We start from the raw sequence: 12,630 nt of genomic DNA, 5'->3' as shown, positions 1-12,630 counted from the left end.
ACTGTCGAGCGCCGAGTTCTGCCCGAGTAATCTGATATATTGCCGAACTCACGGACTCCAGAAACGCTGAAAACTCAGACGCGTTAAGGCCGGGCCAAATGTCTGGCCCGGCCTTTTCCATCAGTTGATGGTTACCTGCTGGCGAGCTCCTACCAGGTAGTAACTACCACCTTCGGTGAGGGTGTACTCATACAGAGGAACAACAACTGCACTGCCCGGGGCTTCAAACACCACCGAACCGCTCGTGTTCGCATAAGAAACCGTGCTTTCCAGAACCAGGAAGTCGGAAGCAGCCGCTGTCATGTTGTTACCAACCTGAGTTGTGACTGTGAGATCCGCCAACAGGGCAGAATTTGCCGCAACTACCAGATCAGATTTAACCGGCTCAACCGTAACCGGATAGTCACTGAACCACTGGGCATAGTCCGTCGTCAGCCCGTGCGTGCCGGCCAGATAGTATTTTTCTGCGTCAGCCAGATTACGGAACGTCCACGGCCAGAAAGTGGTGCCGCGATGTTTTGCTGCTTCCATCACTTCCGGAGCGAGGCTACCGTAGGACGGATTGAACGTGGACGAATACTGCTGAGTGGCGTTGAGAATCGTCCGCAGGTTCTTTTCCATATTGCTGTCTGAGCTGAAGCCTGTCAGGAAACCGCCAGACACACCGGGCATGACTTCCTGCAACTTAAGCAGTTGGTCAGAGTTGAAGGAAATAACAATCACCTGATCGTGAACACCATGGCGTTCAATGGCCGCTTTCAGGTGCTCAACGATTTCAGGCTTGCCGCTCTTGATCTCAACAAAGTGAACCGCACGCTTACCTTTCAATGCCGTAAAGAACTCATCCATGGTTGGCACAGAGTGGCCACCATCAACAGTAAGGGCCTTGAGCTCTGCCAGCGATTTCTCTTCAACTGCACCGGTGCCATCGGTGGTGCGATCGACAGTGCCGTCGTGCATCACCACAACCTGGTTATCGGTGGTCAGATAGATGTCCGACTCAACGGCGTCTGCACCCAGCTCAACCGCTTTCAGAGCGCCCGCAACGGTATTCTCGCTCACTTGGGAAGGAACGCCACGGTGGCCAACAACCAGCGGTTTTCTCAACAGAGTGTTCTCCGGCAACGCGGTGAAGAACGCAAGCGCCTGGTCCGGGTCCGTCGTCAGAAGGCCATTAACACCCGCCGTCAGAGCATCAACCGTTTGTACGTATTCCGGTTGCTCCAGCTGCCCCCAGACGGAGATCAGGCGGTTCTGGATATACTGGACAGACGTTTTGTCCAGCAAGCTTTCCGGCAGAATCGCAATCTTGGCTTTTGACTGATTGGTAGTCTGTACAATGCGCAATAAATCAGCCGGTCCAGCCACCAGGTTCGCATGAGTAAAATCCACGGCAGCCCGAACAAACGGCATTTTTTCCCGCGCGTCTTTCAGCAACTCCTGGTTGTCTGACACCAGTGTCAGGTCGAAGAACTGATGACGTTCAACCACGGGCTTCAGAGCGTCAACGGCAGCCTGGCTGGTTACATACAACATCGGCATAGCGGTGAACTCACCGGCATCCAGCATTTGGTCCAGGTACCCCAGGCTTCCACCATTCTGTCCAGACAACATCAACTGGTCATCCAGCTTAAGGAAAACTGAATTTGCGGGCGACGCCGTCAGATCGCCGGCGACCGGTGAAAGGTTGGTGATGCTCGGAGCCATAGACGCACCGGTCTCCGGCTCAGCCACACTCACCATCGGAGGTAATGGCGGCAACGCCTTCAGCTGTTCCGTAACGGTAACGCCCTCAACCCGCAACAGGCTGCCCGCCGCCTGAAAGCCAACACCGCCCTGTGAGAAATCGCTGTCTAGCACAGAGTCTTGAAGCAGGGTGCCGTTGAGGTACTGTTGAACGCGATCCCCGTGAACCACTATGGTTGCAGTATAAAGCTTGGCAGGGTCAATCACTTCCGAGAACCCGGCCTTGTCAACAATGCTCCACTGGCCGGTGTTTCGGAACGCATGCTCCGTCCCGTTGGCGGCCGTCGCGTTCTGGCGAATGGCCATTTGGTAGTAGGGTTCTACTCCCAGACCGGTCCGATATTGCATGCCGACCCAACGAGAAGTAGTGTTCGCCTCTGCAATGGTGAAAGACACTTCAATACGATAGTTTCCCTGGTCCTGCAGGAACTCGGGCAAACGCAAGGCCACCGGCGTGTAATTGTTACCGCGGCCATCAACGAACAAGCTTCCCTCTTTTGTGTAGAAAAGCTCTTCCGCGCCATCCATCACCATCCAGCCTTCAGGGAGCTTACCCTCAGCGATGGCTTCGAAGTCTTCATCCAGAAGAACGTTGGGTTCGGGCTCGGGCTCAGGATCTGGATCTGGATCCGGTTCAGGATTCGTTACTGGCGGTATTTTATTATCATCACTGCTGTCAGAATCGTCGCTACACCCTGCCATCCCGGTAATGGCCACAAGCATTAACGCTAGAAGGATTACCCTGCTCATCAAGCACTCTCCATATCGGCTTCGAAATGAGCAGGCAGAATAAGCCGCGAAGATGACCCAGCCGTTTCAGAAATAAAACACTCGACTGGCAGCTCGAAACCAACCCACAAACTCCCTTGCAGCCTCCTGGATCTCGTTGATCAACCAAACCCAAAACGTCGGGTCGGATAATGATATGCTCCTCCAACCTTCTTCAAGAAACAGGTTCGGCCCGGATCATGATCAAAGCCTTTGCCGTTTCCAACTATCGCAGCCTCAGAGACGTGGTCGCGCCGCTGGCGGGCCTGAACGTTGTTACCGGTCCAAACGGCTGTGGCAAATCAAACCTCTATAAATCGTTGCGCCTGCTGGCGGAAACGGCAAAAGGCAACCTGATCTCCTCCCTGGCGGAAGAGGGCGGCCTGGACTACACCTTCTGGGCAGGGCCTGGCCAGTTCTCAAAGGAGATGCGGGACGGCTCAGCGCCCGTTCAGGGGACCGCCGGGAACACCCCATCCCGCCTACGGCTGGGGTTTGCCGGCGAAGAATTCGGCTACGCGATTTCTCTTGGGATTCCGGCCTCTACGGGGTTTGCAGGTTATCAGGAACCCAGCATGTTCCAGCTCGACCCTGAAATAAAACGCGAATGTATCTGGGTGGGTGATGTCTGCCGCCCAAGCAGTTGTCTGATTGATCGCGTCGGGCCGGTTGTCAAAGTACGTTCAGGGCGGAAATGGGAGGTCTACGACACCCGGCTAAACACCTATGAGAGCATTCTGAGCGAGATCAGTGATCCTGTGGCTATACCTGAAGTCCATGCCGTCCGGCAGGTCATCAGGCAGTGGCGCTTTTACGATCAGTTCCGCACCGATCAACACTCCAGCATCCGCACCCCGCAAATCGGGACCCGCACCCCGGTGCTGGACCACAATGGCCATAACCTGGTTGCAGCCCTGCGTACCATTCACGAAATCGGCGACCGGGAGGGCCTGCACAGCGCTATTGAAGATGCCTTTCCCGGAGCGAGGCTCGGGTTCAGCACAGACGCAGGTAACCGTTTCGTCTTGGAATTTGAGCAGGCCGGCCTGCTCCGCCCCCTGAATCAGGCCGAGCTTTCTGATGGCACCCTTCGCTACCTGCTATTGGTTGCCGCGCTGCTCACACCCCGCCCGCCATCACTACTGGTGCTGAACGAACCAGAAACAAGCCTGCATCCCGACTTGCTTCCGGCCCTCGGCCGACTGATCATTCGCGCCTCGCGGGAAACCCAGGTGTGGGTCGTTTCCCATGCCCCTCGACTGGTAGCCGCTCTGGAAGCAGACGACGATTGCCATTCCATCGCACTGAACAAAGAGCTGGGTGAAACCCGCATTCTTGGCCAGGGGCTTCTGGACGCGCCCCCCTGGAACTGGATGGATTGACTATTCAGCAGTCACCAGGCTCCGGACATCACGTCCTGCAGGTTACACATCAATTCCTCCAGCGGTGATATCCACAACGCGCCCTCTACGCCCGGAAACACACAAGCGTCTCAGCAGTTACCCTTTTTCGCCTGGCCTGGTGGGCAGAAATGGCCACGAGACTTCCGGTAAGACCTGCGATCATCGTCATACCGACGGCGATCATAATCATAATCGCGATCGTGTTCCCTTTGGTCCCGGGTGGTCACGGCCGTTCCCGCTGCCGCACCGACAGCACCGCCAAGAATCGCACCATCTCTGCCACCCACCTCGTTGCCGATGGCGGCCCCCAGTGCGCCGCCAATACCTCCACCCAGCGCGGCGTCGGCGGTATCACCCGCAACGGCACCCAACGAGGTGGCACTCAGAGACAGAAAAACGAGCAGTGATTTCATATTCATGATGTAAATCCCATGGTTCAGGTGGTCTGACTTGTCCTGTATCGCCGGTGGGAGAGCCTGTTCTCAGCGCCCCACCAGGCACCTGTCAGTTTTGAACCATTCGAGAATAACAGAATCACACGAGACACCACCTCTTACATTTTATTTATACTTCAACAGGTTACGAAGCCTTAACAACTGGCTTCCGGGTTCGGATGTAGGGTCAACGGCTAGACTGGGCAGACCGGAGGCGGCATTCTATTGTGCTCCGGCACCCAAAGACGCCCGGACCAACCACAACAGAGTGAAGAACTCACTCAACCCTCTGAACCGAATCAATGGAGCCTCGTAAGACCCATGAAAATTGCCGTATTTTGTGGTTCAAGCATCGGTGAAAACCCGGAATTCGCCCAGGCAACCCGTGCTCTGGGGCACTACCTGGCAACGAACGGAGTGGATCTGGTGTACGGCGGCGGCAACGTCGGCCTGATGGGCGTGGTCGCAGACGCCTTTCTGGAAAAGGGCGCCCAAGTGTACGGCGTGATTCCCGAGTACCTGAAAGATCGGGAGCTGGCCCATCAGGGCCTCACCGAGCTGAAAATTGTTGCTGATATGCACGAACGAAAAGCCGCCATGGCCCGAATGGCCGATGCCTTTGTGGCCCTGCCCGGCGGCGTCGGTACCCTGGAAGAAATCTTCGAAGCCTGGACCTGGGCTCAACTCGGCTATCACGCAAAACCCTGCGCCTTTTACAACGTCAATGGTTTCTACGATAAATTGTGCGAGATGATCTCGAACATGACCGATTCCGGCTTCCTGAAACCGCACCATGCCGAGATGATTATCCACACGGATAACGAAGCGCAACTGCTCTCGGCCATCCAGTCCTACCAAGCGCCCAAACTGAAGTGGAGCTGAACCGGCGGGCCGAACCAAGCCCCGGAAGACCGGTACGACCGTCGGCCTGATTCCTGACCGGCTTTATCACGAACTTTACTCACAAAACCTGTGGATAACTGTGTTGGAAACCTCGGATTAAGCGCCCGGAAGCCCCGCAGCAAAAGGGCTCGGGAAAGTTGCTGCTAAAACGGGCAATCTCGTGACCATCCACCTGCCATAGCGTTCTTCGATCATCAATTCAATTGATTCAGCCTAGGGCACAAGAGGGTAAGCCGCCCTCACCTGCCCCATCGCAATCCTGGCATCTTCCGGTTTCAAACCCTGCTTTCGCAACTGCGGCATCACCATCGCGCCCACAGCCTTACACCGAGATTGATCAATGCCGTACTTTTGGAACACATCGGCAATGGCCTGTGGTTGGACATCCGGATTGGCTTTCAGCAGGTTGCCGATGTCGATGGCACAGGCCTGCTCTTCAGGGGCAGTGTTCTGTTTACTACGCCAGATCAGGACAGCCACGATGGCGACGAAAACACCGATAATCAGAAACTTCATACTAAGGCACCTTTGTCCCGATTTTTCCTAGCGAATACCCTGCGATTGCAGCCACTGACTGATCTGGGCCTGATTCATGGCGCCACTCTGGCGCGCCACCTCCCGGCCGTTCTGGAACAGAATCAGGGTCGGTATGCTGCGAATCGCAAACTGACCGGCCGGCCCGGGGGCTTGTTCCGTATTCAGCTTGGCAAAGCGCACTTTCCCGCGCCAGGCCTTCGCGGCCTGCTCGAACTGGGGCGCCATCATTTTGCACGGGCCACACCAGCTGGCCCAGAAATCCACTAACACGGGCAGATCGCTACGCCCGGTATGGGTAGCAAAGTTCTGCTCCGTTAGCTCCAGAACCTGATCCGGCCAAAGCGGTTGTTTGCAGGCGCCACAATTGCCGCCGGAGGACAACTTGTCGGCCGGTACGCGATTCACTTTGTAGCAATGGGGACATACCAGGTGTCGAACGTCAGTCATGATGAACAGGCCTCTGATTGGCTGATGGTAGAAATAATCAGGGCAGGAGAAGAGAAATCAAGCGGCACGAAAAATCGCATCTCACGAACACGCATCAACCGCTTTCCGCTACTATCAAAGTAAGTCGGTGTCAGAGGCTCAAGCGCCATGGGACTGTCGATAAAACAGTCGGAATTTACAGCCCCGGCGCCAGGCGGTCTCAATGTGTTTCGGTTTTCCGAAGTTTATTTATAGGAATGCGCCCCAAACTACTAGGTTGCATTTCAAATAAACCATCAGAGGGAATCTTGATGACACAGATTATCGAACAGTTTCTCGAAGTTTCGAGCACTTACCTGCTATCAACCTGCGACAGTGACTGCTGCCACCAATCCGCCGCCTGATCTGGCTGCCCCTGAAACCACAGGGTAATGCCAGGCAACGGCCAGAGTGCTGCCCCCCTCGCTTAAAAAAGCTTACCCCCTTGTGTAACGAGTGGGTTCTCCGTAAAAAGGCATAGGAATCACAGCGGCCAACCCTCAGGCAAGGCCATCATCAACCCCAGGAGTGTTAACCGTGATTGTTCGCGAGCGCCCCGGCCCACTCCGGCTATCGCCCTGTCCATCTTTTTAAGCGTGCGCAACACCGCCACCTACGACCGCTGGTGGGAAGCCAGAAAACACTGGGGGCATATGGTGTACGAATTTCGCAGCCTGGCGCGGACTGGCACCATTTACCTGAGCCCGGAGCGACGCCGGGAACTTCTGACCCGATGCCTCGCTCACGCCCACCTGCTGCGCGGCCAGTTGCGGGGAGAAGATGTACGGTCTGACCTGCCTGGGTCACTGGCACCCGAACTCATTGACCAGGCCCTGAGCACACGCAACCCCGCCGCCTTCATGCTGCACCGGGCCGGAGACGTACTCGCCGAAGCCCACAAGGCGGGCGATCTGGATTCTGTAGCAACCGCGGCCTTAGACCAGCACCTTCATGGCCTCGCAGGCATTCAGGCGGCCTCGGAACGCATTGCCCTCACCCCGTTGCCCTTTGCCTACACCCTGCTGGCTCACCGCACGGCGTATGTGTTCTGCTACCTGCTCCCGTTCGGGCTGGTAGGCGTCGCAGGCTGGTTTACGCCGGTGTTCACCGCCATCGTGGCCTACACGTTTTTCGGGCTGGATCGCCTGTCTGAACAGCTGGAGTTTCCCTTTGGCAGACACACCAACGACCTGCCGCTGGATGCCATCTGCCGCATTCATGAAATCAGTGTTGCCGAAGCCCTGGGCGACCCGGCGCCCGAACCGCTGCAGCCGGTCAAATACCAGTTGCAGTAAGGGCCCGGCAGTTACAACGGCCTGCGCCCGGTTCTCTCCAGCCGCTCGCTCACCCATTTGTGATACAGCTTCGCCAGCGCTGGCCGAATTACCGGCAAACCAATCAGCCAGGCAAGCGGTTTCAGCAGCCAGACCCGCGACATCAACAGGATATAGGCATCCAGTTCCCGGTGGATGTTGCCCTGGCCATCTTCCACATGGAGCTCCTGAAGCGCGGCTTTCGGGTCTATACCACGTTCCTCCAACTCCTCATCACGGCCGGTGATATCCACCCACTCCACCGATTCGCCGGTCCTGCCCGCGAGTCGTTCATAGAGCCTGCGATCCTTGACACAGCTCGGGCAGGCGCCATCGTAGAACACGCGAAGCTGATCGCCTGGTGCCGTCATCGCTATCCCCCCTGTTTACATCGCATTCATCTGACTACACGATAAAGCACTGCGTGGCTCCCGTTAACCCTTCGGATCTCAGGCATAACCCTCGAGAGGCTGTACCATCGCCCTGAAATTCCAGGCACGTTTCGATCATTGCTTAGCTCGCATGCTTTTCGTTCGTGAGTCTCAGATAGCTCATTGCTAATGGATGACGCCGCTATTCAGCCAGCAAACATCAGCACCACACCAAGCCCGTAGAGCACCAGGAATTCGGTCCAGAGACGGCTCAATGATGGCAAGCTGCTCTCGCTCTCCGGCTCGTCCTGCCGGGTATCGCTGGTAACGGAGGGGTACCACATAGGGTTGTCGCCGGCACTCTGTATGAGCCGGGTGCCATAGAAGTAGAAGCCCAGCAGTATCGGGGTAAGTCCATCAAGTCACCGATGATCCTTCAGCCTAGGCCGGTGGCGTTGACGGTTAGGTTAGATGCGTCATGTGAGATTATTGACCGGGTATGGACAAGCAAAGACCCAGAATGACTTCCTTCGTATGCTTTAGGAATAGTTCTCACCGATGTTAAAAACCTAAAAATAAATCTGTCTCAGATCTCTCCGATTTTTCATCTCCAAGTCAGACCGTTCAGCGCAGAAACGAGTTGAAAATAGTCGAGTCTGCGTTCACGATTGCTAGGAAAACAGCACTGGCAGAGTGGCTTTTCGCTCGAAAAACCCTTCTGTAACGTGCTAAGACTGACTAAAACCGGGGCACACTTCAGTGCTTCCGTTTTCTAATTGGGCGTCGAACGGATGCAGTATGCCAAAAAGCAAAAAATCAAAAAGACAACGACAAAGCGCTTCAAAGCACTCCAGAAACGTCACGCAGAGCTTCCAAAGACTGGTTCATCGGGCAAAATCAATTCGCAGCGGTTTGTCCCAAGCCCGAGCATTCACTGCCGCAGAAAACTACCCAACCGTAATTGACCTAGTCAAGAAGGACCGCGTTTTACGTCATGCTCTATCGGTAACAAATTTTCCGAAGTCTGTCGCGGACTATCAAGACCATGCTCGCTTAGAAACAGTCTCGCCAGAGGGAGAACTCATATGGACGGGCACAATACTATGCTCCCACCTAGAGAAACTTGAACGGTTCTACCAACTAAAGCAAAGCTTTCACTCGCATTTCATATTTGGCCAGCTAGAGCATGCTCAAAAAGAATTAGATAAAGTTGAAGCTGAGTTCGGGATCTCACTTTGGCTAATAGGAAAACGAATACAAGTCCTGCAACTTCTCGGTGGCCTAAAAGAACAAAAGGACTATTTGGAGAGTCTCATATCAATCAAGGAGCTAAGCCAACCAATTGCATTCTTAGCATACTGGATAAGTTTGCGATCAGAAGAAAATATCTCTTTCTCAACTCTCGAAAATGATCTTTCTGATCTATTGGCAGGCGGCGAAATCGCTGATTTTATACGCTATACGTTACTGCCTTATGATTTAACAAAAATAACTCGGCCAGAGATACCCCTGTCTTGGTGCGAACCATACGCCATCATTGACAGATACGAAGCATTTGTATCAGTACTCCAAGTACAAATTTCGAAAGAAAAAGTCATTCACAACAAAGCTCTATCAAACATAATCGAAAAATTATCATCTACTGGCGATGCTCGCTTACGACGAATAGCCTACATATTTGGTTCAGGCAGCATACCACAAGACGAAACCGACACACGTATTTACGATCTATATACGGAAGGAAAATACCTTAAAGTAATTTATGATGAAAAAATTAACTTAGAGCTAATTGCACGGTCTTGGGCCCTTTTAAACGCGTGCCCAACAAAACCCTCCAAAAGCTCCTTGCTAAACGTAATAATTTACGAAATGTTTCAAATAATTACGTTAACCAAGGAGGCTTCGAGCAGTAAACAGAAACTAAAAAAACTTTCGCTCTTCATTTTCGACCATGAATTTTCTTTCCAAATTCAAGGCTTCCTCGAGCGATCTCACGACCATATATTCATCGAACAGTATACTGAAGTCGACAACATCGTCGCATTGAATACAGAACTCGGAGACCCCTGGTGCAGCTCGGTTATCGCAACTTCTTTTTCAAAAAATGAGCTAGAAAAAGAACTTCGCCAAATCAACCCTAATTCGTCTTCGCTGATTTTACGTCATTCTCTAATTACAGACCCTCAGCACAACCAAAATCCATTAGATACACTAGACATGCCAGAGTATAGGAAGAACTTATACTCCGCGCACTCTGAAATTTTGCACAATAGGCATCAAAACGCAATCGCATTGTACAAAGAGGCTGGGCGTTCAGAAATTCCCTTTGTAGTAGAAACATCACGGCGATATCTATTCAACGCATTTTTTTCCGCTGGCCTTGTCAAGCAATCTGCCGATCTAGCCGTTCGGCAAATAATAGAAAAACCCTCTACCGCAGACACCTACCCTTTGTCTGAATTATGCAAACAGTGCCTCAATCAAGAGGATCTACTAAGTGATCCGGTATTAGCCGTATTGCTGTTCATTTCAACACGGGAAGGTTATTCAAAATTCGAAAAACACATTTCAGATGTATATGAAAACGTGCTAGATGCAAACAATACTACTAAGCCATCTGAAATCCAAGAGCCGGAGTCCAAAGAAAAGCAAGAAGTATTCATCTTCTTTTTGAGAAATGTCTGCACTCCTCGAATAATGGATGACACAACACACTTTGACTCCGTTGATGAAATAGAGTCCGAAAGAATAGCCGTATGTCAAAAGCTACTTTCCATAGATATTCTAAATTCGAAAACTTATCTAAATGAAATACGGAACCTTACCAGAGACAGAAACGTAGCAACGCTTCTTTCCAAGATCCAGATTAGCAAAATATTCGTTGATGAGCCCGGAATTCGAATGGTAATCGAACCATCGTTACGAGATTACCTTAAAAGATATCAAGAACTATTAAAATCACCGAATCTTGCTTATCAGGCAGAGAAGCTGTCTAAATGGATCGGAGACAGGTTGAATGATAGAGGACACCCAGAATTTAGAAATGTAAAACTTCCTGCTTCAGAACGAGAAAGCCTTTTTTCTGCAATGCTTCTGGACGTAGCATCAGAGTTTGCTTTCAATCCAGCCTATGGTCTTGACACCCATGTAAGTACTTCTATTAGGCACGGTTCATTTGAAGGACATCTGCGCGGTCCTTTCGCTTTGGAGGGGCTTCTGTGCAGTTCTGAGGATGGCGAATGGACAATACCCAGGCGCTGGCAAGCCTTCTTTGCTTCCGTATCAGCTTCGCAGCAAGCTCATATTCGAAAATGCCTAATACGCTTTACACAAAAGTTCGACGAAGTAATACGGGTTTATCTTCAACGCAAGCTTCATATTAATGTTACTGGCAACGAGCAGGGGCTTTTTAGCTTTGACGCATCTGAAGAGCAACTAAAAAAATTGGAGCATTCTATCTCCGAGGAAACAAAACCTGAGGAATTAATAGACCTGTTTTTGTCCCATTGCTGGGATCTTACTACTCAGTCACTTGACAGTATACGCGCGGACATAAAATCTGTAGCGGCAAAGAATATCAATAATGCGCTGGACAACTTAATAAAGAATATAGAATCCAAAATTTCACACCAAGATGCAGCGCCTTTAATTGACGCAACCGCACGAGCTAGGACTGCCTTTGATTCGGCAGTAGAAGATGTGGTTGAGTGGTTTCAGAAGCCAACTGATCTTTCTAGGGATCCGTTTGAATTTGAAACAGCGATACATGTGGCGCTTCAACAAGTCCAAAACTGTTATGTTACCCATAACGTAAAGCCAAAACTTTATCTCGAAACTAGCAAAACAAAGTTTCAAGGTATTTATCTTGACGGCCTGTGTGAAATATTATTCATTCTGCTCCAAAACTGCGTTATTCATAGCGGATATACAAATGACACACCGCTTATAGAGATTAACGCTAATTTCAATAATGGAACGCTCCTTATTGAATGTTCTAACAGCCTTTCCCAAGACGTTGATTTAGAGGAAAGGAAGAAAGCTGCAAATCGGGCAATGGAAAACTATAAAGCGGACTCGGCGTTGAGGATGGCAAGAAAAGAGGGCGGATCCGGTCTTTCAAAAATTTGGAGGATCTGTGAATTTAACCTGAAAATCAGTCACTCAATAGACCTTTCCGTCCACGACTCAGGCAACTTCGAAACTAAGCTTACACTAGAAATGATGGGCGAACGAGATGAAAATCTACATCATTGAGGACAACCTCGTAAAAGTTGAAAAGATAAAATCTTTTTTAAACGATGAAATGCCTACTTCCTCCAAAGTTTCATTTTATTATAGTTTTAATTCAGGCCTAAAGGCGATCAAGGAAGCGCCTCCAGATCTTATTCTACTGGACATGACACTTCCCACCTTTGATCGAAGACCTAACGTACGAGAGGGCCGATCTAGACCGTTAGGAGGGTATGACATAATGAGGAAAATGAAGCTTTTTAATATAAATTCCAAAGTAATTGTTATAACCCAGCTGGAATCCTTTGGCGAGGGTAGTGAAAAAGTCGGTTTTGAAGAACTTACCGATCAGTGCTGGGAGGAGTTTCCGGATTTTTTTCTTGGAAGTGTCTATTTTGATCAGAGCGGTTCAGCTTGGACGGCTAATCTTCGGCATATTTTGAGGTCTTCGGTTTAAGCT

Annotated in this window: 11 protein-coding genes; 5 read left to right on the top strand and 6 right to left on the bottom strand. The window is 51.5% G+C overall.

Going from position 1 to position 12,630, the window contains the following annotated elements; translation table 11 throughout:
* Nucleotides 1-120: 120 nt before the first annotated feature.
* The gene (locus B9Q17_RS01240; RefSeq protein ID WP_094623784.1) at nt 121-2,496 is read right to left on the bottom strand and encodes a glycerophosphodiester phosphodiesterase family protein; all 2,376 of its coding nucleotides are present in this window, start codon (nt 2,494-2,496) and stop codon (nt 121-123) included.
* A 218-nt stretch (nt 2,497-2,714) separates the two neighbouring features.
* Between B9Q17_RS01240 and B9Q17_RS01235 the strand changes: the two genes are divergently transcribed.
* A complete protein-coding gene (locus B9Q17_RS01235) occupies nt 2,715-3,896 on the top strand; it encodes an AAA family ATPase (RefSeq protein ID WP_094623783.1) in 1,182 nt (393 codons plus the stop codon).
* A gap of 110 nt (nt 3,897-4,006) precedes the next feature.
* Here B9Q17_RS01235 and B9Q17_RS01230 read toward each other — a convergent pair whose 3' ends face one another.
* Nucleotides 4,007-4,336 (bottom strand): YMGG-like glycine zipper-containing protein, encoded by a 330-nt coding sequence (locus tag B9Q17_RS01230; protein WP_023011218.1) that lies wholly within the window; start codon nt 4,334-4,336, stop codon nt 4,007-4,009.
* A gap of 336 nt (nt 4,337-4,672) precedes the next feature.
* Between B9Q17_RS01230 and B9Q17_RS01225 the strand changes: the two genes are divergently transcribed.
* Complete coding sequence (locus B9Q17_RS01225; protein ID WP_094623782.1) at nt 4,673-5,233, top strand: LOG family protein; 561 nt, start codon at nt 4,673-4,675, stop codon at nt 5,231-5,233.
* A gap of 234 nt (nt 5,234-5,467) precedes the next feature.
* Here the strand turns inward: B9Q17_RS01225 and B9Q17_RS01220 are convergent, their stop codons facing one another.
* The gene (locus B9Q17_RS01220) at nt 5,468-5,770 is read right to left on the bottom strand and encodes a hypothetical protein (protein WP_094623781.1); all 303 of its coding nucleotides are present in this window, start codon (nt 5,768-5,770) and stop codon (nt 5,468-5,470) included.
* 27 nt (nt 5,771-5,797) lie between these two features.
* Nucleotides 5,798-6,238 carry a thioredoxin TrxC gene (gene trxC / locus B9Q17_RS01215; protein WP_094623780.1) on the bottom strand — a complete coding sequence of 147 codons (441 nt, stop codon included), beginning with the start codon at nt 6,236-6,238 and terminating at the stop codon, nt 5,798-5,800.
* 530 nt (nt 6,239-6,768) lie between these two features.
* On the opposite strand from trxC, the gene B9Q17_RS01210 reads away from it, so the two are divergent.
* Nucleotides 6,769-7,551: a bestrophin family protein gene (locus B9Q17_RS01210; protein ID WP_208618748.1), complete on the top strand. Its 783-nt coding sequence runs from the start codon at nt 6,769-6,771 to the stop codon at nt 7,549-7,551.
* 11 nt (nt 7,552-7,562) lie between these two features.
* Here the strand turns inward: B9Q17_RS01210 and B9Q17_RS01205 are convergent, their stop codons facing one another.
* A complete protein-coding gene (locus B9Q17_RS01205) occupies nt 7,563-7,940 on the bottom strand; it encodes a thiol-disulfide oxidoreductase DCC family protein (RefSeq protein ID WP_094623779.1) in 378 nt (125 codons plus the stop codon).
* Nucleotides 7,941-8,146: 206 nt separating this feature from the next.
* Nucleotides 8,147-8,284 carry a hypothetical protein gene (locus B9Q17_RS17970; RefSeq protein WP_154707603.1) on the bottom strand — a complete coding sequence of 46 codons (138 nt, stop codon included), beginning with the start codon at nt 8,282-8,284 and terminating at the stop codon, nt 8,147-8,149.
* 454 nt (nt 8,285-8,738) lie between these two features.
* Here B9Q17_RS17970 and B9Q17_RS01200 point away from each other — a divergent pair, with 454 nt between their 5' ends.
* Nucleotides 8,739-12,194 carry a hypothetical protein gene (locus tag B9Q17_RS01200; protein ID WP_094623778.1) on the top strand — a complete coding sequence of 1,152 codons (3,456 nt, stop codon included), beginning with the start codon at nt 8,739-8,741 and terminating at the stop codon, nt 12,192-12,194.
* Complete coding sequence (locus tag B9Q17_RS01195) at nt 12,175-12,627, top strand: response regulator (RefSeq protein ID WP_094623777.1); 453 nt, start codon at nt 12,175-12,177, stop codon at nt 12,625-12,627. The genes B9Q17_RS01200 and B9Q17_RS01195 overlap by 20 nt, the downstream gene beginning before the upstream one ends.
* The last annotated feature ends 3 nt before the right edge of the window (nt 12,628-12,630 follow it).

Origin of the sequence: Marinobacter vinifirmus, from assembly GCF_002258215.1 — a bacterium.
Lineage (GTDB): Bacteria > Pseudomonadota > Gammaproteobacteria > Pseudomonadales > Oleiphilaceae > Marinobacter > Marinobacter vinifirmus.
Note: the sequence above shows the minus strand (reverse complement) of the source record. Positions and strands in the feature narration are given on the sequence as shown.